The following is a 23,828-nucleotide window of genomic DNA, read 5'->3' on the forward strand; positions in this document are numbered from 1 at the left end:
AAACATTTTGTAAACTGAAAATGAGATAACTGTTGGAGGACTAATGTCTAATATACAAACTCTACCTTTAGAGGATATTATGGGCGAGCGCTTTGGGCGCTATTCAAAATATATTATTCAGGAACGTGCCCTGCCTGATATTCGAGACGGCTTAAAACCCGTTCAACGTCGCATCCTGTATTCAATGAATAAGGATGGGAATACTTTTGATAAAGCTTACCGTAAGTCTGCCAAGTCTGTTGGTAACGTTATGGGTAATTTTCACCCGCATGGGGACAGCTCGATTTATGATGCGATGATTCGCTTGTCGCAAGATTGGAAAATGCTTGAGCCCTTGATTGAAATGCACGGGAATAACGGATCGATGGACGGTGACCCACCGGCTGCTATGCGTTATACCGAAGCGCGTTTGGCAGAAATTTCTTCGTATTTATTAAAAGATATTGAGAAAGATACCGTTGCTCACGCTTGGAATTTTGATGACACGGAAAAAGAACCCACTGTACTGCCTGCAAGTTTCCCTAACTTGTTGGTGAATGGTTCAACGGGGATTTCGGCAGGTTATGCAACTGATATTCCGCCGCACAATCTTGGAGAAGTTATTGATGCGACAATCTATATGATTGATCATCCTAAAGCTGATGTTGAAAAAATCATGACTTTCATGCCCGGCCCCGATTTTCCGACAGGTGCCATTATTCAAGGCCGTAGTGAAATCAAAAAGGCTTACGAAACAGGCAAAGGACGCATTGCTGTCCGTTCGAAAGTGGAAGTTGAAAAGCTTAAGGGCGGTCGTGAACAACTCGTTATTACAGAGATTCCGTATGAAATCAACAAAGCGACTTTGGTTAAACGGATTGATGATGTGCGAGTAAATGCCAAAGTACCCGGTATCTCTGAAGTACGTGATGAATCTGACCGTGAAGGGCTCCGTATCGCAATTGAACTGAAGAAAGAAGCCAACAGTCAACTGGTGCTTAATTATCTTTATAAAAACACAGACTTGCAAATTAATTATAATTTTAATATGGTGGCCATTGACAATATGACGCCACGTCAAGTTGGTGTCCTTCCTGTCCTGCGCTCTTATATTGCACATCGTCAGGACGTGATTGTTAAGCGTTCAAAATTTGACTTGAGTAAGGCGGAGAAACGTTTGCATCTGGTAGAAGGTTTAATCCGCATGGTTTCTATCTTGGATGAAGTTGTTGCTTTGATCCGTGCATCTGAAAATAAATCAGATGCTAAGGAAAACCTGAAGGTGAGCTATGCTTTCAGTGAAGAGCAGGCAGAAGCCATAGTCACTTTGCAACTTTACCGTTTAACCAATACCGACATTGTCACACTGGAGAATGAACAAGCAGAACTTGAAGCTAAGATTTTAGAGCTCCGTGCGATTATCAATGATGAACGTACACTTTTTAACTTGATGAAACGGGAACTACGTGAAGTCAAGAAAAAATTTGGCAAGGAAAGACGTTCCGAACTTCAAGATAAAGTCGAAACGATTGAGATTGAGGCACAACAACTGATTGCAGAAGAGGAAACGGTTGTATCAGTGACGCGTGGGGGCTATATTAAACGCACATCGCCACGCAGCTTTGCCTCTTCCAATGTCGAAGAAGTCGGTAAACGTGAAGATGACGAATTAATCTTTGTTAAAGCAGGCGCGCGGACCACGCAGCACCTGCTGATGTTCACCAGTCTTGGGAATGTTATTTATCGTCCCGTCCATGAATTATCTGATGTCCGCTGGAAGGATATTGGAGAGCATATTTCGCAAACCTTGAACAATTTTTCCAGTGATGAGGAAATTATCTTTGCACAGGTGCTTGATAATTTTGAAACAGGCGAAAATTATATGGTAGTCACAGCAGCTGGTCAAATCAAGCAAGTTGAACTCGCTTCCTTTAAACCTTGGCGGACATACCGCTCCAAGTCCATGGTTTATGGCAAACTCAAAGGGGACAAAGACAGTATCGTAACCCTCATGCCGATTGTTAAAGGCGATGAAGATGTGCTGTTGATTTCTGAAAATGGTTATGCCCTTCGCTTTAATATCTCAGAAATTCCTGTCGTGGGGGCTAAAGCAGCCGGAGTCAAGGCGATGAATCTTAAAGCAGGGGATATAGTGAAGGCTGCCTTCTTTGTGCAAACAGACAGCTGGTACCTCCTCACACAACGTGGCTTTATCAAACGGGTAAAATCGGAAGATATTCCTGAAACAAGTCGAGCGAATCGTGGCTTGCAGGTGCTACGTCCTTTGAAGTCCAATCCGCATACCGTGTTTGCAGCGGGCAGTGTGATAAATAACGAGAAGACACTACTCTCAGAGACGGTTGATCTTTTCAGTCCTGCAGAAGCAGAAGAAACGCAAACAGATAAGAGCCAGATTTTGGAAGTGACTTCAGCCGTGGGCAAAGTCTATCAAACAGAATTGACAGACTTGAAGTTATCTGATCGCGCAAGCAATGGTCATCCCTTAGCAGAAGATATTGATCGTGTATTAGAAGCAAAAATAAAATAAGAAATGATCCTCAATGAGGGTTGTTTTTTTTTATTTAGAAAAAGCAAGATTCTCCTGTCAAAGTGAGGCCCTGACACGTTTAAAAAAGACAGACAAAAGATTTAAAAACAACTGTAAACAGTAAGAAATTATGGTATAATAGAGACAGTGTTTATACATTGAAAGAGGAGAACATGGAAGATAAAAATATCATAAATGTCAATCTTGCTGAGGAGATGAAAACCAGCTTTCGTGACTATGCAATGTCAGTTATTGTGGCACGTGCCCTACCTGATGTACGCGATGGTTTGAAGCCGGTTCATCGCCGCATTCTTTACGGAATGAACGAGCTTGGTACAACGCCTGATAAGCCACATAAAAAATCTGCCCGTATTACCGGGGATGTCATGGGTAAATATCACCCCCATGGAGACAGCTCAATTTATGAGGCAATGGTACGTATGGCTCAGTGGTGGAGCTACCGCCACATGCTGGTTGACGGACATGGGAACTTTGGTTCCATGGATGGAGACGGCGCTGCCGCTCAACGTTATACCGAAGCACGCATGTCTAAAATTGCCTTGGAAATGCTTCGAGACATCAACAAAAATACTGTCGACTTTGTGGATAACTATGATGGAACAGAACGTGAGCCCGAAGTACTTCCAGCACGTTTCCCTAACCTTTTGGTTAACGGAACAACCGGGATTGCCGTTGGTATGGCGACAAATATTCCCCCTCATAACTTAGGGGAAACAATCGATGCAGTTGATTTGCTGATGGAAAATCCAGAGGCGACAACGCGTGATTTGATGGAAGTTTTACCTGGACCAGACTTTCCTACAGGTGCTCTGGTCATGGGTAAATCGGGTATTCGCCGTGCCTATGAAACAGGGAAAGGCTCAATTACGCTTCGTGCGAAGACAGAAATTGAGGAATTACCTGGTGGTAAGGAACGTATCGTCGTTACTGAGTTCCCTTACATGGTTAATAAGTCAAAAGTTCATGAGCATATCGTACGTTTAGCACAAGAAAAACGTATAGAAGGTATTACAGCCTGCCGTGACGAGTCAAGCCGTGAAGGGGTACGTCTCGTTGTTGAAGTCCGTCGTGATGCATCGGCGCACGTGATTTTGAACAATTTGTTCAAACTTACACAGCTTCAAACATCCTTTGGCTTTAATATGTTGGCCATCGAAAAGGGTACGCCAAAGATTCTGTCATTGAAACAAATCTTGACCGACTACATCGAGCACCAAATCGAAGTTGTTGAACGCCGTACACGTTTCGATAAAGCCCGTGCTGAAGCCCGTGCGCATATCTTAGAAGGTTTACGTATTGCCTTGGATAACATTGATCGCATGATCACCATTATCCGTGAATCTGCAACAGATGCAATTGCTCAAAAAGCGATGATGGACGAATTCCAATTGTCAGACAAGCAATCGCAAGCTATCTTGGATATGCGTTTGCGTCGTTTGACAGGTTTGGAACGTGACAAGATTGAAAATGAGTATCAAGAGCTGATTGCCTTGATTGCTGATTTGGCAGATATCTTGGCTAAACCAGAACGTGTCAAAGCTATTATTCGAGAAGAATTAGGTGAAATTAGACGTAAATTTGCAGACAAACGCCGCACAGAGCTTTTAGTTGGAGAAGTCTTGAATCTGGAAGACGAAGATTTGATTGAGGAAGAAGATGTTCTTATCACTCTCTCAAACAAGGGATACATCAAACGTCTCAGCAATGACGAATTCCGTGCCCAAAAACGTGGTGGTCGTGGAGTTCAAGGTATGAACATGTCTGATGATGATTTTGTACAGCATCTCGTGTCAACCAGTACGCATGATCATTTGCTCTTCTTTACTAATCTTGGACGCGTCTATCGTATGAAGGGCTATGAAATCCCTGAATACGGTCGCGCTGCTAAGGGCTTGCCAATTGTTAATCTTTTAAAACTTGATGAAGGTGAAAAGATTCAAACCGTTATTAATGTGGTGAAGTCAGATGAGGAACGCTATTTGTTCTTTACAACACGTAAAGGCTTAGTTAAACGTACAAATACCCAACAATTTGCCAATATCCGAACTAATGGTCTTAAAGCTCTAAATCTTCGTGAAGGAGACGAGCTCATTAATGTTCTGCTCACTTCAGGCAAAGAAAACATCATTATCGGAACGCATAATGGCTTCTCCGTACGTTTTGAGGAAGCTGTAGTGCGTGATATGGGACGTTCTGCTACGGGTGTTAAAGGGGTTAGTCTGCGTGAAGGCGACTTTGTTGTTGGCACTGCGATTGTTCACGATGAACAGGAAGTCTTAGTGATTTCTGAAAAAGGTTTAGGTAAGAGAACGATTGCGAGCGAATATCCAGTTAAAGGTCGTGGTGGTAAAGGGATTAAAGTTATGAATATCACTGACCGTACAGGTAAGCTTGCAGGTTTAACTGCGATCAACGGCGATGAAGACATTATGGTCATTACCGATACAGGTGTTGTGATTCGTACAAGTGTAGACAATATCTCACAAACTGGTCGTGCAGCACAAGGCGTGAAAATCATGCGTTTGGATGATGATGCCCAAATCGTGACATTTGCTCTTGTCGAACCCGAACAGGAAGATGAAGAATTAAGTGAGACAGAAATAACTTCAAATACGGAAGAATAAAATGAAAAAATTATTTATCTTCTTTACTGCAGTGGTCGGTATCTTTTTACTGACAGCTTGCAGTTCAAATAAGGAGACACGTGATCTTTTAGAGCAGCCAATAAAAAAAGATGCCACAACAATGGGAACCTATATCCAAGTTACAGTCTATGATAAAGGTAAGGAAAAAGCAGTTGAAGAAGCACTAAATATTGCTGAAAAATATAACGATTGGGTATCTGTGGATCAAGCAAAGTCAGTGGTTGATAAAATCAATGACAATGCTGGTATTAAACCTGTCAAAGTAAATTCTGAAATTTATCAATTGATCAAGCTAGGCTATAACTATTCCGCTAAGAATATGGGCTACGATATTACCATAGGTCCTTTGAGCAAGCTATGGAACATAGGCTTTCCTGATGCACGGAAACCGTCACAAGATGAGATAGACAAGGTCTTACCTCTGATCAACTATCAATTTATCCAATTTAATGAAAAGGACAGTACCGTCTATTTAAGTCAAAAAGGTGCTCGATTAGATTTAGGTTCAATAGCCAAAGGATATACCGCCATGAAGATGGTTGAAAGCCTTAAAAATAATGGTGTAACTACGGGTATTGTCGATCTGGGCTCAAGTTCTATCTACGTGATTGGACATTCTCCACGTCAAGCGAATGATGCGTGGACGATTGGTATAAAAGATCCTAATGATCCTGAAAAATCGCAGTTGGGGATTTTAAAAGCAAGTGACCAACATGTCAATACTTCCGGTATCTATGAACGCTATTTAGAAGTAGATGGGCATCGTTACTCTCATATTCTTAATCCTAAAACGGGCTTCCCCTTTGACAATGATATTGCCAGCATTACTCTTTTAATTTCTGGTGATGATGCTACAAATGGTGATGGCTTATCTACCATGATCTACGCTATGGGAACCAAAAAAGGTTATGAATATGTGGAAAGCCTGAAAAATGTTCAAGCTGTGTTTGTGGATAAAGATAACAAAGTCTATATTACGGATGGCTTAAAAGATAAATTTGACCTAACCAGCGAAAACTATAAGATAGGTCAAATTAAGGACTTGAAATAGAAAGAGGCAACATGGCGAAAAAAAATAAAAGTTGGAAACGTATGTTGATCAATTTGCTTATTTTGGTTCTCTTTCTTGTAGGTTTGGTCCTTGTTTTTAACAAACCCATCCGAAACTGGTTAATCGGTAGAAATACAGCGCATTATCAGATAGATAATGTGACACGGGAAACGATTAAAGAAAACAAAGAAGTAAAGGGCAACTTTGATTTTGACAGTGTAGAGTCGATTAGTTTTGAGCAAGTGTTGCGCCATCAGTTAAACCGTCAACCCATGCCAGTAATTGGGGGGATTGCAATTCCTGATGTTGGTATCAACCTGCCAATTTTCAAAGGCTTAGCAAATGAGAATCTTGCTTTTGGTGCTGGAACGATGAAGGAAGATCAAGTGATGGGGCAAGGAAACTATGCCTTAGCCAGTCACAATGTCACTGGATTTAGCAGTGATGTTAGCCTACTCTTTACACCGCTTGAGCGTGCGAAAGAGGGTATGGTTATTTATGTCACGGACAAAAATAATATCTATCAATATCGTATCAACAAAATATCTGTTGTTTCTCCAGAACATTCAGAGGTAATCAATGATACACCAGGAAAAACGGAGATTACTTTGGTAACTTGCGCGGATCCAGAGGCTGTCAATCGAATCATTGTGCATGGTACATTTGAGAAAAAAGTTGCTTATGATGCTGCGACACCAGAGATGAAATCTGCTTTTGACCGCAGTTATAATCAAGTGCTTTAATAAAAATAAAAAAACTTCCAGAAATGCTCTGGAAGTTTTTTTGATGTTTTTATAAATCCTGTTTGCGAAGGTAGAAAATACCAATCAGACCGAAAACTAAGATTTCTATAATATGATAACCAATACTGAAGAAGCTGTTATTACTTACAAAGCTCGTACTAAAGTCCGAAGTACCTCCTTGTGCAAGGAAAAGGAAAAATAGGCTCATTAAGACTGTTTGAAGAATACGAGAGGCAAAATTAAAAGCGATGTATACAAACAAACCAGAAGTGCTTCCCCGTGTGATAATAACTGCTAAAGCCATTGTGACCATCATGGCAATGAGTCCTAAAATGAAAGAGAGAAGACCCGTAAAAATATCTGCAGAATGAACCAATAAATCAAGCGATCGGAAGAGAGAAAAGACCGTTTCTTGGTTAAAGATAAAGAAGGTAACAAAAGGAACAACTGGACTAATGTCAAATAATTGGACATAAAATGAGCTATATTTTCTTAAAATATTTTTCTTCCTTCTGATTTGGAGTTAAACCATTGTTGGCAGAATGAGGATTATAGTTGTTGTAGAATTGTTCGATGTATTCAAAGCAAGAGAGTTGAACCTCTTGAATGGTGTGATAAGTTCTTCGATTAATTTCTCTTTGTTTAAGGTACTTGAAAAAGACCTCAGTTACGGCATTATCATAAGGATACCCAGGTTTAGAGTAAGAAGCAAGTAACTGATGCTCATCTAATATTTTTCTAAAGGAAGCTGATTTAAATTGACTCCCTTGATCTGAATGAAAAATAATTGGTTCCTTAGGTTTTCTCTTATTTATAGCCATCTCTAGGGTGTCACAAGCAAGTTTAGCATCAATCTTATCACTTACTTTCCAAGCGATGCATTTTCTAGAGTAGAGGTCAAGAATGGCGCAGAGATAAACGTGACGCTTAGGTCCTATAGAAATATAAGTGAAATCAGTTGTCCAAACTTGATTCGGGGACTTCGGATTAAATTCTTGTTTAAGGAGATTATCAGAAGAAAATGCAGGAGAGTGTTTTGATTTAACCCGAGGTTTAATGGTCGACATTTTAGGGAGTGTCATAGACTTGAGAAGTCGTAAGATACGGCCTTCAGAAATATTAACGCCATAATCACGCAGAAGAATGATTTTAAAAGCTCTCGTTCCAATTCTTTTCTTAGCTTTCATATAAATCTCAAGGAGTAATTTTCTCAAGCGTTGATTTTCTATTTCACGCTTCGAAGGCTTCTTGTTAATGAAGTTATAGTAGGTGGAACGATTGACATGTAAAACACGACAGAGCATAACTGTCGTGTGTTCAAATCGGAGTCTATAGACTGCTTTTAATCTCACTTGGAGTTTTGCATGAATATGGCACTCGCTTTTTTTAAGATCAGATTTTCTTCCTCAAGTTGTGCATTCCTTTTTTGTAATTCTTGAATCTGTTTGGCAGTCAACACCGTATTATCTTCAAGACGAACTTGAGAGTACTGCTTAATCCATTTTGCAAGAGCAGAGACGGAGACGCCATAGTCTCTACAGAGTTCGGATTGAGTTTTACCTGTTTGATAGAGGTTGACGAGAGATTGTTTGAATTCCTCGTCGTAACGTTTAAAGCCTGACATAAAAGTCCTTTCATTTTTGTGTCTTCTTAGACAGATTATAACACACATATTTGTGTCTACTTTTATAGTATAGCTCCAGTTTTAAAAAATGTTGTTTTCCCCACACCATTTCGTCCCACGATGCCATAAATTTTTCCTTGTTCAAAAGTTACAGGTGACAGATCGAGCACATTGTGTGCTTGATAAGAGAAGCGGAGATTTTGAATGTTCAGCGTCATGTTTTTCCTTCTTTCATTTTATGAATAATTTTATCATGGCTGAGCCCCTTTTACAAGCCAATCCATGAAGTGTAATCACATATTTACAGCTTTGTTTATTGCGAGAAATATTACATTTAATGAAAAAGAATTTAGGGAAACAGATGTGCAGGAAAGTTCCTCTTTTGTTATAATAGGAGAGCAAGACTAGACTGGAATTGAGAGAATAAATGAATCCTTTATTAAATGGAATGAATGAAAAACAAGCAGAAGCAGTACAAACTACAGAAGGGCCACTTTTGATTATGGCAGGTGCGGGCTCAGGAAAAACCCGGGTACTGACGCACCGTATTGCTTATCTTATCGATGAAAAAATGGTGAATCCCTGGAATATTTTGGCGATTACCTTTACCAACAAAGCCGCACGTGAGATGAGAGAACGTGCGCTTAATTTAACGCCAGCAGCTCAAGACACATTAATTGCAACATTTCACTCAATGTGTGTCCGCATCCTCCGACGCGATGCAGATCATATTGGTTATAACCGTAATTTTACAATTATTGATCCAGGGGAACAAAAAACCTTGATGAAACGTATTTTGAAAGAAGCCAACTTGGATCCTAAAAAATGGGACCCCAAAACGCTTCTTAATACGATTTCAAACGCTAAAAATGACCTTCTGGATCCAGAAGCTTATGAAGGACAAATCAATGCACGTAATCCCTATGAGTTATTGACAGCCCGTGTTTATAAAACCTATCAAGCAGAACTCCGTAAAGCAGAGTCGATGGACTTCGATGATTTAATCATGCAAACTTTACGACTTTTTGATAAAAATCCTGATGTTTTAGCTTATTATCAAGGGAAGTTTCAATACATTCATGTTGATGAATATCAAGATACCAACCATGCACAATATCAGCTCGTCAAGCTAATGGCGCAACGTTTTAAAAATATTTGTGTTGTTGGTGATGCTGACCAGTCTATCTACGGTTGGCGTGGTGCAGATATGCAGAATATTCTTGACTTTGAAAAAGATTATCCAGATGCGAAAGTTGTTTTACTTGAAGAAAATTATCGCTCCACAAAAACCATCTTACAGGCTGCCAATAATGTGATAAACAACAATGTTAATCGTCGTCCTAAAAAATTATGGACCCAAAATAATGATGGGGAGAATATCCTTTATTATCGTGCCAACGATGAGCGGGATGAAGCAATCTTTGCAGCTTCTACGATAAGTGAGCAAGTGCAAGCTGGACGGAAATACTCTGATTTTGCAGTCCTTTACCGGACAAATGCACAATCACGTACGATAGAAGAAGCCTTTTTGAAGTCTAATATTCCTTATAGTATGGTCGCAGGAACAAAGTTCTACTCACGTAAAGAAATTCGTGATGTTATTTCTTACCTTAACGTGATTGCTAATCCGCGAGATAATATGAGTTTCGAGCGGATCGTCAATGAGCCTAAACGTGGTGTTGGTCCAAGTGCGCTGGAAAAATTACGAAACTTTGCGGATATGCAAGGGAAGTCTTTGGCAGAGTCCACATTGGATATTACTTTATCGGATATTCGCGGCAAGGCAGCTGGCGAAATCTACAATCTGGGGCTGATTTTTGATTTCTTGCGTAGCTTCATTGAAAGCTCTAGTATTACGGAACTTGTCGAAGAAATGCTTGAGCGTACGGGTTATATGAAGTTCCTGCGGATGCAAGCCAATCTTGAAGCGCAGACACGGATTGAAAATATTGAAGAATTTCTCTCTGTGACAAAGAATTTTGATGAGAAGTCCGAAGTGCCTCTGGATGAGATGACAGGGGAACCCATCAAAGAAACAGGATTGGATCGTTTGAGCCGTTTCCTTAATGAAGTAAGTCTTCTTTCTGAGGTAGATGAATACGAAGAAGCGAGTGATGCGGTTACCATGATGACCTTGCATGCTGCCAAAGGTTTGGAATTTCCTGTTGTATTTCTTATCGGGATGGAAGAAAACATCTTCCCGCTTTCACGTGTTAATGATGATCCTGACGAGTTGGAAGAAGAGCGTCGTCTTGCTTATGTAGGAATCACGCGCGCTGAAGAATTTCTTTATATGACCAATGCAAATCAACGTGTGCTCTATGGTAAAACCAGCTATAATCGTCCAAGCCGTTTCATCTCCGAGATTGATGATGAGTTATTGGACTACGGCGGGATTGCACGCAAGGCTAATTCAAGTTTCAATGCCAGTTATAAAACAGCTGGAGGTGGAACACTATTTGGGACTGGCATGTCCATGACAGATGCGCTTCATCAACGTAAAGCTGCAGTCAATCCTGGAGCATCACGTGTGATTGAAAAAACAGATGTCGCTACAGAAGATTGGGCGATTGGAGATACTGCAGTCCACCGCAAATGGGGTGAAGGGATTGTTTTAGCTGTTACAGGGACTGGTAAAAACATGGAGTTGAAAATCAAGTTCCCTGAAGTAGGCATGAAGCGACTTTTGGCTGCAATGGCACCGATTGAGAAAAAGGAGTAGAAAATGGATAAGAAGCGCTGCAAGTGGTGTCTATCTTCTGAAAAGATGATTCATTATCATGATACATATTGGGGCACTCCGGTCCATGATGATCAAGAGCTTTTTGCAAAACTCGTTTTAGATATGAACCAAGCAGGTCTCTCTTGGTCAACCATTTTAAACAAACAGGAAAGCTTCTATGAGGCCTACGATCAGTTTGAGATTGAAAAAGTAGCCAGCTACAGCAAGGAAAAAGAAGAAGCTCTCCGTCAAGATGCGGGAATTATCCGTAACAAGCTAAAGATTGCAGCTGCAGTCAATAACGCTCAAAAAGTTTTAGAACTTCAGAAAGAATTCGGTTCTTTTGATAAATACATTTGGTCTTTCTCAGAAGATCAAGTGTTGCAACATCAAATTATGGACGAGAGCCAAGTCCCTGTCACCAATGCTTTAGCTGAAGCCATGTCGAAAGACATGAAGAAAAGAGGAATGAAATTTGTTGGTCCAACAATCATCTATGCTTATCTTCAAGCTATAGGCGTGATTAATGACCATGCGGATTATTGTTTCCGTAATAAAGAACTGTTGTAGAAAGAGAAGAGTTTGACATTGGTCAGGCTCTTTTTGCTGCTTCTTAAAAAATAGGCAAAAGAAAGAGAAGCTAAGGTTTAAATTGCTTTGAGAACTCTTCCTTTTTTGATATGCTAATACTTAAAAAAGAGGTAATATTTGTTGCATCAGGGATGAAACCTCATCCTCTTTTTAAAGAAAATATAGAAAAAGGAAGTCTATGAATACATCAATCCCGCCAAACTGGCGGAAAAATTTTTATTTATTTTTGATAGGTCAGCTCCTAACGGGCGTCACGTCAATGATTGTCCAATATGCGATAATTTGGTATTTGACCCTTGAAACAGGAGAAGAATCTGTACTTGCTATTGCCACGCTGGTGGGTATGCTGCCTATGGCGATTCTCAGTCCATTTGTTGGCCCATTTATTGACCGAATGAATAAGAAGTTCTTACTTATTTTCTATGATGCTATCGTGGCGGTAATCGCTTTAGGACTTTTTATTTATGGGATTAATAACGATGTTTATCCTCTTTGGATGGTCTTTGTGACGATTGGTATTCGTGCGGTGGCGCAGACCGCTCAGATGCCTACCGTCCAATCCATTATGCCTACAATGGTCCCAGAAGCCGAAATTACTCGAGTTAACGGACAGTTCGGTATCATTCAATCCTTGATATTTATTGTTTCACCTGGGATCGGAGCTTTCATGGTAGCAGCCCTGCCGATTCATTGGGTTATTTTACTTGATGTTATTGGCTTTATTCTTGGTGCTGGGATGCTACTCTTAGTCAAGATTCCAGAAGTCGCTTCACAGGGTGAAAAAATCTCTGTTGTTAAGGATGCACTTGAAGGATTTAATATTCTCCGTGAGAACAAACCCATGTGGAAAATGACACTCATTGGTGCCCTTTTTATGTTACTTTTTATGCCCGCAATGAGTCTCTATCCTCTGGTAACCACAAAATATTTTGGGGGCACGATTGTTCACGCAGGTTGGGTTGAAGTTCTCTTTGCTACTGCAATGCTGATTGGCTCTTTTGCAGTCGGTATTTTTGGGAAGACGAAGGACCGTATGCCTTGGATTATTGCAGCCTACTTCATCGTTGGTTTAAGTATTGGTGGTTCAGGTTTTCTTCCTGGCAATATGAACGGTTTTTGGGTTTTCCTTGTTTTGAATGTTTTTGCTGGAATTGTAGGACAGATTTATACCACAATGAATATGGCAATCACACAGCAATCCTTTGAAGCTCAATATTTAGGACGTGTTATGGGAATTGTCTCAGCACTGATGAGTGTTGCTGGACCCGTTGGGTTAATCTTTGCCGCTCCTGTAGCAGAGTCCATAGGTGTTCAAAATATGCTCGTCATTGCAGGCTTTGGGGGCATATTAGCCGCTTGTCTCTTGTATTTCACACCTTCAGTTCGAAACTATGATAAGTTATTGCAAAGAAAGTTAGAAAATGAAGGACAGTGAAAGGAATGGCAAATCAATAGTTGAGAGCGTCTCCTTATGATAAAATAAAGGTGTCACATCAGCAAGTAAAAAAAAAGAAAGAGGCGCTTATGGCTAACATACATCCTTATATTGCTCTTAACAATACCAAAGAAGCACTTGCTTACTATGAAGAAGTTCTTGGTGCAAAAAATATCCGTCGTGTTCCTGTCGCTGCTGAACAGGCAAAAGAATTTGGTTTATCTGAAGAACAAGCAGCAGAAATGACGATGCACAGTCAGTTTGATATCTTAGGAACGACTATTATGGCCGCAGATAATTTTCAACATGAAGCTTTAAGCTATACAGGAATATCGATTTTATTAGACCTTAATTCAGAAGATAAAGAGGCTATGGCAGAAGCGCAAGAATTTTGGAAACACTTATCTGACTCAGGAAAAGTGACAATAAATATGCCTTTTGAAGAACAATTTTGGGGTGGCGCTATGGGCGATTTTACGGATAAATATGGCGTGCGATGGATGTTACATGCGCAACCTTACTCTAAACTTGGAGAAATGTAAAAACGTTCAAACGGTATTTGTAGTTTAACGTAGCAGAAATTGCTACGTTTTTTTGTGATTATTTTTAACCACAGTGTTTCTTTATCTGAAATAAGTCTGAAAAAGTGCTATAATTATGTATCTATGAATGGAATTTTAAATGTATATAAAGAAGCGGGCTGGACATCTTTTGATGTTGTTGCTAAACTTCGAGGAATTTTAAAAACAAAAAAAATCGGCCACGGAGGAACGCTTGATCCACAAGTGACAGGAGTTCTTCCTGTAGCTGTGGGTAAAGCCACTCGTCTTCTGGAATACATGGAAGAGGCGGGAAAAGTATACGAAGGTGAAGTGACGATCGGCTTCTCTACAGAAACAGAAGATGCAGAAGGTGAAGTCCTTGAAACCACACCGGTGCCGTCAACTCTCTCAGACGAAGAAATTGACGAGGTGATGACACATTTTGTTGGGGAAATTCAACAAGTACCACCGATGTATTCGGCCGTCAAGGTGAAGGGCAAGCGCCTTTACGAATATGCGCGTGCGGGACAAACGGTTGAGCGTCCTAAACGAAAGGTTACAATTAAATCATTCGTGCGGACAAGTCCAGTGACTTTTGAAGAGGGCTGTGCACGATTTACGTTTCGTGTTGCTTGTAGTAAGGGGACTTATATTCGGACTTTGGCGGTTGATCTCTCTCATGCTTTGGGCTATGCGGGGCATATGTCTAAATTACAGCGGACTGCAGCCAATGGATTGAATATCGATCAAGCATTGACTTTGGAAGAGGTTGAGGCTATGGTTCTTGCTGATAAACTTGATGAGATATTGCAACCTAATGAAGTTGCGGTTTCTGATTTGCCCCGCATCGATGTCACAGACGAACAAGCTGCTGCGGTGCGCGTGGGTAAAAAATTTGAAGAGACTGAGTTTGCTAAGCTTGGCGAAGGCAAACGCTTTGCTTTCTTTTATCAAGAGCAATTGATTGCTGTCTATATGAGACATCCCGAAAAACCAGGAATATTAAAACCAAATAAGGTAATAAATTAAAATGAAAACTTTATATTTTGACGAAATTAAAAATTGGAATGAACCTACAGTTCTTGTATTGGGCTATTTTGATGGTTTACATCGTGGTCATCAAGCATTGTTTGCTGAAGCAAAAAAACTTGCAGCTGTTCTAAATTTGAAGATTGCCGTCTTAACTTTTCCGGAAAAACCGACACTTACTTTTCAAAAATTTGAACCAGATATGTTGCTTAAGTTAACAAGTGATAAAAAACGAGAAGCACTTTTTGCAGAAAATGGTGTAGATTATCTAGTTTTTAAAGATTTTACTTCAAGCTTTGCGAAACAAACAGCAGAAGAATTCTCTAAAAATGTAGTGGAAAAGTTCTTGCCGAAGATTGTTATTACGGGCTTTGACCATAAAACGGGCTCAGACATGACACAGCTCAAAAGCAATGAGCAATATAAAGTGGTCGTTATACCAGAAGTTGCAGATGAGGAAGGGAAAATTTCCTCTACGCGGATACGTGCACTTGTAAAAACTGGAGCCATTGAAGCAGCAAATGAGCTTCTGGGTTACCCTTATGAGACAACTGGAATTGTTGTGCATGGTTTTGCACGTGGCCGAACAATTGGCTATCCAACGGCTAATCTGGCAATCAAAGACTTTATTCACCTCCCCTCACCTGGTGTTTACACAGTCGATGTTCTCTGGGAGGGCAAACGTCAACGTGGCTTTGCTTCGATTGGTTATAATGAAACTTTTAATGGCAAAGAAAAAACAGTGGAAATCCATGTTTTTGATAAAGATTTGGATTTGTACGGAGAAAACTTAACGGTTCTCTGGCTCGATAAGATTCGAGAAATGATTAAATTTGACAGCATTGAAGCTCTGATTGTTCAGATGAAAGACGACGAAGAAAAAGCACGTCAATATAAAGTAAAAGAAGCCTAATTTTGATTAGGTTTTTCTGTTGCTCTTTATTTGATATACGAGTGGGATGTGAAAAAGCTTGAAACATTAATTCAAGCAGAAAGAGCCAGATTGTGATATACTTAATAAGAACAATTTTTAAGGAGAACATTAATAATGTCACGTAAACCTATTATCGCTGGTAACTGGAAATTGAATAAAAACCTCAAAGAGGTTAAAGAATTTATCGCTAACATTGACGGTAAATTGCCATCAGAAGACAAAGTAGAAGTTGCAATCGCAGCTCCTGCACTTTACCTTGTATCAATGGTACAAGAACGTGGAAATAACCCACTTAAAGTTGCAGCTGAAAATGTTTACTTTGAAAATTCAGGTGCCTTCACTGGTGAAATCGCTCCAGCTATGCTTGCAGCAGAAGGAATCGAATACTCAGTAATCGGTCACAGCGAACGTCGTGAGTACTTCCACGAAACAGACGAAGACATCAATAAAAAAGCTAAAGCGCTTATCGCAGCTGGTGTAACACCAATCCTTTGCTGTGGTGAAACACTTGAAACTTTTGAAGCTGGTAAAACAGCTGAATGGGTTTCAGCTCAAATCGAAGCTGGTCTTGCTGGTATCGACGGTAAAGATGTTGCGAACATGGTTATCGCTTACGAACCAATCTGGGCTATCGGTACAGGTAAAACTGCGACAGCTGAAATCGCTGACGAAACTTGTGGTGTTGTTCGTTCAACAGTTGAAAAACTTTACGGAAAAGAAATTTCAGATGCTGTACGTATTCAATACGGTGGTTCTGTAAAACCTGAAACAGTTGCTGAACTTATGTCTAAAGAAAATATCGACGGTGCCTTGGTTGGTGGAGCTTCACTTGAAGCTGATTCATTCCTTGGCTTGCTTGAAATTTACAAATAAGATAAAAAAGAAACCTGTTGAGGTTTCTTTTTTTTTTTTTGTTTCATTTGGGTTTTCTTTTGCGTTTATCTCTTCTTCAAATAATCCGAGTAATATTCCTTGAGAAGATTAATGATCTGTTTCCCAATCAAGTAATAATCTTCTGTCGGCAAGTTGGCTTGAGAGATGCGGAGGGTTCCGCTAGAAGCACCAAAACCTGTCCCGTCCATCAAGACCACACCATTTTTGTCGGCCAGATTGAGCAAGAATTCCAAATAATCAAAGTTTTCTTCCAAATAGATACGGAATTTCTTCCCAAAACGGATTTCGGCCAGTTGGTAAATATCTACGAGCGTATAATATTTAGCATTCTCTTTTGAGTTGTCTGGCTCTAACTTCATGGCTTTAAGCAAATCTTGATAGCGTTCATCGATAAGAGCATCACAAGCTTCAAAGTAAGGATCTGCCTCTTTACGATGAATCAAATGAGTAAAGGCAAAGAGAACTTCCATGATTTGTTGCGGTGTAGAGAGACCAGCTGTATGATAGAGACCAACGGAACGTGAATCAGCAACAATACGTTCGATAAATGGTAACTCTTTAGTGTCGTGGGTTACAATATCATAGCGCTTGTCGAGTTTTTCAATATCCTCGGGATCAAGCTCAGAGATAAGACGGTCAAAGACGTTATCTTCCTGCATGGCAATAAGCCCTAAACGCCAACCTGTTGCACCAAAAAGTTTTGAAAAAGAATAAACGAGAATGGTATTATAAGGAACAACACTATAGACAGATTGAAAATCTTGAACAAAAGTGCCATAGACATCGTCTGTAATAATGATGAGATCCGGATTTTTTTCAACAGCGCGTTGTAAAGCGTCAAGTGTTTCTTGGCTGAATGCTTTAGAACCTGGATTTGATGGATTAACCAAGAAGAAAGCCTTGATTTCAGGATCTGATAATTTTTCGATTTCTGTTTCGGGAATGCTCCAATTGTCACTCTCATCAGAAGTAATTAATGTTTCAACGAGATTGAACTCACTTAGACCAGGAAGCTGCAAGTAAGGAGTAAAGATCGGCGTGTTAATAGCGATTTTATCACCCGGAACAACTAATTTATTGCGTTTGAGTGAGTTGAAGATGTAGACAATCGCAGCTGTACCGCCTTCCGTTGGGAAGATTTGTGTCTTGTCTTCAAGGTGAACGCCATTATACAGAATTTTTTCCATGAAGCGGTTCAATACAATTTCTGTATTTCTCAGGCAACGGCTGGGAACGGGGTAGTTATTTCCGATGGCACCATCGATAAATTCCTTAATCACATCGTCAATATTGAGTTTAAGATCAATTTCGATATAGTCCATGACATCAATCAAGAATTTATCAATCTCGTCATCGTCAGGTTCTAAGAATGCTTCAAAGCGTTGTCCGATTCCCTTTAATGTTGTGTAACCGGCCATATCAGCTTTTTCAATCGTACGAAGGGAGTCTTTAATACCAAATTCAATCAAGCGATTAAAGGCTAAACGAGCTTTGGTATTAATCCAGTTTGGATTGCCACGACCGGCATTCAAAAAGATATTGGCTTTTTTATTTTTTTCTGCCAGTTTAAGCATTTCAAAGCTAACTTCAAAAGCTCCTAAACCGGTATAATCATTAATGGTAACTTCTTTTTCCATGTGTTCTCCCATTTAAATTTATTGAACTTTTGTTATTAATTATAACACAATAAATAGAAAACAAATTGACTCAAATAGTCTAAAATGATAAAATTTTTGCTTGTTTTTTGTTACAATAGTAAGATATGAGTTTTTATCAGTAAAGGAGAGCGGCGATATGGCATATTTACTTATTTTGAGTGCTGCTGTGACCTTGTATTTTGCTTTGGGCTACGTGAGAGCTACACTCAAAGGTTGGGTTATTCCCAATAAAATAACTTGGTTCCTTTGGGCCTTAGCACCCATGATTGCCTTTTTTGCTACGTTTTCTTCTTCGGGGTTTAGCCTCGGGCAAATTCCTGTTTTCATGGCTGGTTTTACGCCTTTACTTGTTTTTGTCGCCTCCTTTATAAATAAGCAATCCTTTTGGAAAATCACCCTTTTTGATTTGTCCTGTGGAATAGTGTCACTGGTCACCTTAGTCATCTGGTATTTGACACAAAATTCTGATCTGGCAATTTTATTGGCTATTGTGAGTGATGCTTTAGCAGCTTTGCCCACCTTGATTAAAGCTTGGAGATATCCTGAAACAGAAAGTATTAAGCCTTTTGCTGCTGGAATATTGACAACGGGAATTGCCCTTCCTGCTACAAGCACTTGGGATTTTGCACATCTTGCTTTCCCCGTTTACCTTTTCCTGCTAAATATCTTAATGACAGTGATTTTAAAAATGAAAGATAAGTCCATAAAAAAGAACATTGAGTGAAAACCTGTAAAAATCATAAAACAAATAATGAAGAGGAAATAAAGTGAAGAAGAACGAAACAAAAGCAGCTTATGTACATATCCCTTTTTGCTCACATATTTGTTACTATTGTGATTTTGCTAAAGTTTTGATGACGGGACAACCGGTTGAAGCCTATATTGATGAGCTGCTCAAAGAATATGATAGCTATGGCATTAGTAGTTTACAAACTCTCTATATTGGTGGTGGAACACCGAGTGTTTTACCTGCAGAACAGCTTGAAAAATTACTTACACATCTGACGAAAAATCTTGATTTAGAAGAACTTGAAGAGTTCACAGTGGAAGCAAACCCCTCTGATTTGACAGATGAAGTCCTTACTGTTTTAGCGGAGTCACCTGTGAACCGTATCTCACTTGGTGTACAATCGTTTGATGATAAACTTTTGAAAAAAATTGGCCGAACTCATACTGAAGCACAAGTCTACTCTTCCATAGAAAGGCTGCGTGCAGCGGGATTTGAAAATATCACGATAGATTTAATTTATGGCTTACCGAACCAAACAATGGAAATGGTTGAGCGGGATGTGCAAAAATTCTTAGAGTTGGACCTTCCCCATGTTGCCTTGTATAGTTTGATTCTCGAGGATCATACAGTGTTTATGAATCGTCAACGTCGTGGGCGCCTCCGATTACCATCTGATGATCGTAATGCGGATATGTATGAGTATATTATTGAAACGCTGACTGCTAAAGGCTACTCGCATTATGAAGTTTCGAACTTTGGAAAAATAGGCTATGAAAGTAAACACAATATGACCTATTGGGACAATGCGGAATATTATGGCATTGGAGCGGGGGCTTCAGGCTATCTTGAAGGCATTCGTTATAAAAATCATGGACCTGTTCATCATTATTTACGTGAAGAAAATAAACGCGTAAATGAAGAAGTATTGACAAGAAAACAAAGGATTGAGGAGGAGATGTTTCTAGGCTTACGCAAAAAAAATGGCGTATCTATTGAACGTTTCCATAAAAAATTTGGTCAAACACTTGAAGAAATTTATGGCACAATTATTGAAGAATTGACGTTGCAAAAGATGTTGTTTGAAGCGGATGGACGGATTCAGATGACGGAAAAAGGATTTGAATTAGGAAATGAAGTTTTTGAACGATTTTTGTTAGATTAAGTATGCATATCTGAAAAATATTGTCCTAATCTATGTTACAATAGTGTGAATGAAGAGTGAAAATAGTAATATGAGAAAAAAGCTTACCCCTCTGGCAACCATGATTGTTGCTGGAATTTTTACTGCTCTGGTCTTTGCTTTTGGTAATCTAAGATACCAGGTTCCCGAAATGGCGGCGACACATGAAAAAGAAGAAACAGTGGTTGTAAATAAATCATTAAGCAATGAAGATGTTGATTTGAACCGTTTTGTAGTAGATATTTCCGCATGGCAACGACCTGAAGATATTGATTATAATTTAATGAGTCAAGAAGTTATTGGAGCTGTTGTACGTGTACAGACAGGAAAGTCAAGTAAGGACAATGCAGCGGCTTATAAAAACGGTGAAGATCGTCAATTTAAGACGCACATGAGCGAATTGCAAAAGCGGGGAGTTCCTGTTGCTGTATATGCCTATGTCAATGGTAAAAATGTTGAAGAAATGAAAGAACAGGCACGTCTCTTTTATGAACGGGCTCATCCTTTTAAACCCACATATTATTGGCTGGATATTGAAGAAGTAACCATGGATAATATGAGTGAAGGTGTGGAGGCTTTCCGTGAGGAGCTTAAGAGCCTAGGCGCCAAGAATATTGGTATCTACGCCCAAGATTGGTTCTTGACTGACCATAAGATTGACTCTAGCCATTTTAGTTCAATTTGGATGGCTGATTATGGTCGAAATACTGGAATGTGGGATACATCTCCTAAAACAGATTTGAACTATGATATGCACCAGTTCACAGACCGTGGTCAATTGTCGAGCTATGGTGGACATTTAGATTTAAACATGATTCGTACACAAGAACAGTACGATAAACTTTTTAGAAATCCCTAAGCTAATAAAGGGAAACAGCAGTAGACGAAAGTCTATTTTCTTTATGTTGTTTTTGAGACAAGAAGAAATAAAAAAACGAACGAGCAATAAGATAAAATCAGGAGCGAAGATGGCAAAGAAAAAACAAACAGGTTTGAAAGCAGGGGCAGGGATTCTAGGAACAGTTGTTGTTCTTGGTTTAGGATTTCTAAAATCGAATCCTGAAATACTGTCGACAGTTACAGGGTCCTCATCACTGAATCAGCCAGCGCAAAGTCAGCAGCTTAAAAATTTTAGCAAGGTAGACTATGGCAGTGTCAAAGACAAAGTACCGACACAATCCTTAGCACAATCGGTTCTGACACCTTCAATAAAAAAGAATCTGAAAGATTCAGTGACTTACAATGGAACAGGTGCCTTTATTGTCAATGACAACAAAACAGATTTGGACGCAAAAGTGAACAGTGCACCTTATGTCCAACTGGCAAAGCAAGATGCTTTAGGGCGTCCCAAACTTGCCAATGCGCTCCTCAACAAGACGAGTCGTCAGTACAAAAACCGTTCCGAAACAACGGGTGCAGATGGGAAGTCAAACAGTGCAAAAATCAATCCTGTGGGCTGGAAACAACTCATGATTCCTTCAGGATCATACAGCACACTCTATAATCGTGGGCATTCGATTGGCTATGCGTTAGCTGGAAATATTAAGGGCTTTGATGCCTCTGAAGCCAACCCACAAAACATCAGTACACAAACCGCTTGGGCTAATCAGGCAAGTAATGGCAATGAGGAAAATACTGGCCAAAACTATTATGAAGGTTTAGTGCGTAAAGCGCTGGATAAGAATAAAACAGTCCGTTATCGTGTAGAACCTATGTATGATGGTGAAGATCTGGTGCCATCAGGGACGCACATGGAAGCCAAATCGAAAGATGGAAGCTTAGAGTTTAATGTTTTCATTCCCAATGTGCAGCCTGGCATCCAAATTGATTATGCTTCAGGCAAGGGCATAATTTTGCAGTAGAGAGCAAATGCGTGTTTGAAACATAAAAAAAGTAGAAACAGAATTTTTGTTTCTACTTTTTTTATGTCTTTTGGAAAGAAAGACTAAATCTTATCGTATTGATCTAAACCGTAGCTCTCAATCATCTGAATAAGCTTCTCCGTATAAGCTGGGTCAGTTGCATAACCAGAGGTTTGCACAGCTTTCGCAGCTTCTTTATAGTTTTTTGCAGCTAAAACGCTCGCATATTGCTTAGGGTTCCATGTTGTGCCCTTAGTAAAGAGATAGGCATGTCCTTCGACAGATTCTTTCCAGCCATCGTAAACGCGAAACTGTGCTTTCACAGTCACCCATTTATCATTTTCAAATTCTTTGGTTTCTAAAGTTACTGTAGGAACATTTCCGTAAGCTTTGATACCAAAAAGATTGTAATATTTTGCTGCAAGTCCGCTTTGCCCAAAGTTGCTTTCTAAGGCAGCCTGAGCTAAAGTCAGAGAAGCAAGCACGTGGTACTTTTCTTGTGATTCTTGCGCATATGGTGCTATAGTACGAATGAAGTTGTATTCTGTAATTGTTTCAACTTGGTTGGCAAGCTCAGTGCTATTGCGATTATCACTGGTTTGGATCACTCTAAAATTCAAGAGATTGGCTGCAACAAAGAGAAAAATCAAAAGCTGTACAATAATGCGAAAGAAACTTCGGATTTTAGAAGTCGCCTTTCGGCGCTTTTTATCATATGTCATGTCACTAGTATAACAAAAAAGTTTCAATTTGTGGATAGGTTCAACACTTGTTATGCCAGAAAAATAGGAGAGCAGCTCCGCTTTTGAACATAAATAAAAAAAGTTTCCACTTTTTTGGAAACTTTTTATTTCTTACTTTTTATTTCTTACTTTCTATTTCGCTCTTTAATCACTTGAGTACCAAACTGAGGTAGACGAAGGATTGAAAGACGTTGTAAGAGCTCTTGACGATAATCCGCACGACCAACAAGCAAAGTGACTTTACTGAAGAGATAGCAAGACAATAATGTCACGGCAAAGTTTGGTAGGGTGAGGTAGGTGAGAAGAGAAAGACTTAAGACAATGACATCCCCACCAAATAAAACTTTGTCCACTTTGAAGCTCCATTTTTCTTCTAAAATGCGTCCTAGAAGCAAGGTTCCCCCGAAAGTTCCTTCAGAGATAATGACTAATCCAGCAGCTGTTCCTGAGAGAATTCCGTCAAAAATACCAGCGAAGACAATATTAGAAAACTGAATCCCGGTAATTCCGATTGCTTCATAAATTATCATCCAGATACTCATAGCGGCTGCACCAGGAATACTGAGAAGAAGCTCACGTGAAGACAAGTATTTACGCCCAAAAGCAAATAGAGGCACATTAACGAGGAAGAAAGTTAAAGCTGGATTAACACCAAAGACAAAGTCCATCAATACAGAAAATCCAGCAACTCCATTACTGGCGAGTCGGTTGGGGATGACGAAAAGTTGTACAGATAGGACATATAGCCCCACGCCAATAAGTAGTATCAGTAAATCTCGCATAAAATATTTATCTATTTTTACGCCTAAAAGTGTCATAAGTTCTCCTTCACAGTTCGTTATTTCTAGGGTATCCTTAAAGCATTGAATAAATAATTTCGTATCTTTGTAATTGCTT

20 protein-coding genes and 1 pseudogene are annotated in these 23,828 nt (G+C 39.7%); 15 read left to right on the forward strand and 6 right to left on the reverse strand.

Annotated elements, in window-relative coordinates; genetic code table 11:
* Positions 1 to 43 precede the first annotated feature (43 nt).
* The 4 genes from parC (at position 44) to PYW30_RS03710 (ending at position 6,987) form a co-directional block, all read left to right on the forward strand.
* A complete protein-coding gene (gene parC, locus PYW30_RS03695; RefSeq protein WP_042218931.1) occupies positions 44 to 2,527 on the forward strand; it encodes a DNA topoisomerase IV subunit A in 2,484 nt (827 codons plus the stop codon).
* A 173-nt stretch (positions 2,528 to 2,700) separates the two neighbouring features.
* Positions 2,701 to 5,172 (forward strand): DNA gyrase subunit A, encoded by a 2,472-nt coding sequence (gyrA, locus tag PYW30_RS03700; RefSeq protein ID WP_004258266.1) that lies wholly within the window; start codon positions 2,701 to 2,703, stop codon positions 5,170 to 5,172.
* 1 nt (position 5,173) lies between these two features.
* Positions 5,174 to 6,244, forward strand: a complete 1,071-nt coding sequence (locus tag PYW30_RS03705; protein WP_042218933.1) for an FAD:protein FMN transferase — start codon at positions 5,174 to 5,176, stop codon at positions 6,242 to 6,244.
* Positions 6,245 to 6,255: 11 nt separating this feature from the next.
* Positions 6,256 to 6,987, forward strand: coding sequence for a class A sortase (locus PYW30_RS03710; RefSeq protein WP_004258261.1), 732 nt, complete (start codon positions 6,256 to 6,258; stop codon positions 6,985 to 6,987).
* Positions 6,988 to 7,036: 49 nt separating this feature from the next.
* Here PYW30_RS03710 and PYW30_RS03715 read toward each other — a convergent pair whose 3' ends face one another.
* The 3 genes and pseudogenes from PYW30_RS03715 to PYW30_RS03725 form a co-directional block, all read right to left on the reverse strand.
* A complete protein-coding gene (locus tag PYW30_RS03715; RefSeq protein ID WP_232254560.1) occupies positions 7,037 to 7,363 on the reverse strand; it encodes a hypothetical protein in 327 nt (108 codons plus the stop codon).
* Between the two features lie 93 nt (positions 7,364 to 7,456).
* A pseudogene (locus PYW30_RS03720) lies at positions 7,457 to 8,611 on the reverse strand (IS3 family transposase); the annotation flags it as partial.
* 62 nt (positions 8,612 to 8,673) lie between these two features.
* Positions 8,674 to 8,829 carry an ATP-binding cassette domain-containing protein gene (locus tag PYW30_RS03725; RefSeq protein ID WP_232254499.1) on the reverse strand — a complete coding sequence of 52 codons (156 nt, stop codon included), beginning with the start codon at positions 8,827 to 8,829 and terminating at the stop codon, positions 8,674 to 8,676.
* 209 nt (positions 8,830 to 9,038) lie between these two features.
* On the opposite strand from PYW30_RS03725, the gene pcrA reads away from it, so the two are divergent.
* The 7 genes from pcrA to tpiA all read left to right on the forward strand — a co-directional run bounded on the left by pcrA (position 9,039) and on the right by tpiA (position 16,737).
* Positions 9,039 to 11,333: a DNA helicase PcrA gene (gene pcrA, locus PYW30_RS03730; protein ID WP_042218592.1), complete on the forward strand. Its 2,295-nt coding sequence runs from the start codon at positions 9,039 to 9,041 to the stop codon at positions 11,331 to 11,333.
* 3 nt (positions 11,334 to 11,336) lie between these two features.
* Entirely contained in the window at positions 11,337 to 11,903 is a 567-nt protein-coding gene (locus PYW30_RS03735; protein WP_042218595.1) for a DNA-3-methyladenine glycosylase I, read from the forward strand.
* 199 nt (positions 11,904 to 12,102) lie between these two features.
* Positions 12,103 to 13,359 carry a multidrug efflux MFS transporter Mdt(A) gene (gene mdt(A), locus PYW30_RS03740; protein WP_042218596.1) on the forward strand — a complete coding sequence of 419 codons (1,257 nt, stop codon included), beginning with the start codon at positions 12,103 to 12,105 and terminating at the stop codon, positions 13,357 to 13,359.
* A gap of 89 nt (positions 13,360 to 13,448) precedes the next feature.
* Positions 13,449 to 13,901, forward strand: a complete 453-nt coding sequence (locus PYW30_RS03745; protein WP_004258242.1) for a VOC family protein — start codon at positions 13,449 to 13,451, stop codon at positions 13,899 to 13,901.
* A 123-nt stretch (positions 13,902 to 14,024) separates the two neighbouring features.
* Complete coding sequence (gene truB, locus PYW30_RS03750; RefSeq protein ID WP_042218599.1) at positions 14,025 to 14,930, forward strand: tRNA pseudouridine(55) synthase TruB; 906 nt, start codon at positions 14,025 to 14,027, stop codon at positions 14,928 to 14,930.
* A gap of 1 nt (position 14,931) precedes the next feature.
* Positions 14,932 to 15,843 (forward strand): bifunctional riboflavin kinase/FAD synthetase, encoded by a 912-nt coding sequence (locus tag PYW30_RS03755; protein WP_004258232.1) that lies wholly within the window; start codon positions 14,932 to 14,934, stop codon positions 15,841 to 15,843.
* A gap of 135 nt (positions 15,844 to 15,978) precedes the next feature.
* Positions 15,979 to 16,737: a triose-phosphate isomerase gene (tpiA, locus tag PYW30_RS03760; protein ID WP_042218601.1), complete on the forward strand. Its 759-nt coding sequence runs from the start codon at positions 15,979 to 15,981 to the stop codon at positions 16,735 to 16,737.
* 65 nt (positions 16,738 to 16,802) lie between these two features.
* Here the strand turns inward: tpiA and PYW30_RS03765 are convergent, their stop codons facing one another.
* Positions 16,803 to 18,395, reverse strand: coding sequence for a bifunctional aspartate transaminase/aspartate 4-decarboxylase (locus PYW30_RS03765; RefSeq protein WP_016170893.1), 1,593 nt, complete (start codon positions 18,393 to 18,395; stop codon positions 16,803 to 16,805).
* A gap of 157 nt (positions 18,396 to 18,552) precedes the next feature.
* On the opposite strand from PYW30_RS03765, the gene PYW30_RS03770 reads away from it, so the two are divergent.
* The 4 genes from PYW30_RS03770 (at position 18,553) to PYW30_RS03785 (ending at position 22,188) form a co-directional block, all read left to right on the forward strand.
* Positions 18,553 to 19,140 (forward strand): hypothetical protein, encoded by a 588-nt coding sequence (locus tag PYW30_RS03770; protein WP_042218604.1) that lies wholly within the window; start codon positions 18,553 to 18,555, stop codon positions 19,138 to 19,140.
* 43 nt (positions 19,141 to 19,183) lie between these two features.
* A complete protein-coding gene (gene hemW / locus PYW30_RS03775) occupies positions 19,184 to 20,308 on the forward strand; it encodes a radical SAM family heme chaperone HemW (protein ID WP_042218606.1) in 1,125 nt (374 codons plus the stop codon).
* A gap of 70 nt (positions 20,309 to 20,378) precedes the next feature.
* Entirely contained in the window at positions 20,379 to 21,185 is an 807-nt protein-coding gene (locus PYW30_RS03780; protein WP_004258205.1) for a glycoside hydrolase family 25 protein, read from the forward strand.
* Between the two features lie 109 nt (positions 21,186 to 21,294).
* The gene (locus PYW30_RS03785) at positions 21,295 to 22,188 is read left to right on the forward strand and encodes a DNA/RNA non-specific endonuclease (RefSeq protein WP_023889872.1); all 894 of its coding nucleotides are present in this window, start codon (positions 21,295 to 21,297) and stop codon (positions 22,186 to 22,188) included.
* Between the two features lie 83 nt (positions 22,189 to 22,271).
* Here PYW30_RS03785 and PYW30_RS03790 read toward each other — a convergent pair whose 3' ends face one another.
* Together PYW30_RS03790 and PYW30_RS03795 are read right to left on the reverse strand one after the other, a co-directional pair.
* Positions 22,272 to 22,910, reverse strand: a complete 639-nt coding sequence (locus tag PYW30_RS03790) for a glycoside hydrolase family 73 protein (RefSeq protein WP_016170895.1) — start codon at positions 22,908 to 22,910, stop codon at positions 22,272 to 22,274.
* Between the two features lie 146 nt (positions 22,911 to 23,056).
* Complete coding sequence (locus tag PYW30_RS03795) at positions 23,057 to 23,749, reverse strand: YitT family protein (RefSeq protein WP_023889871.1); 693 nt, start codon at positions 23,747 to 23,749, stop codon at positions 23,057 to 23,059.
* Between the last annotated feature and the right edge of the window lie 79 nt (positions 23,750 to 23,828).

The sequence above is a fragment of the Lactococcus garvieae subsp. garvieae genome (assembly GCF_029024465.1).
Classification (GTDB): domain Bacteria; phylum Bacillota; class Bacilli; order Lactobacillales; family Streptococcaceae; genus Lactococcus; species Lactococcus garvieae.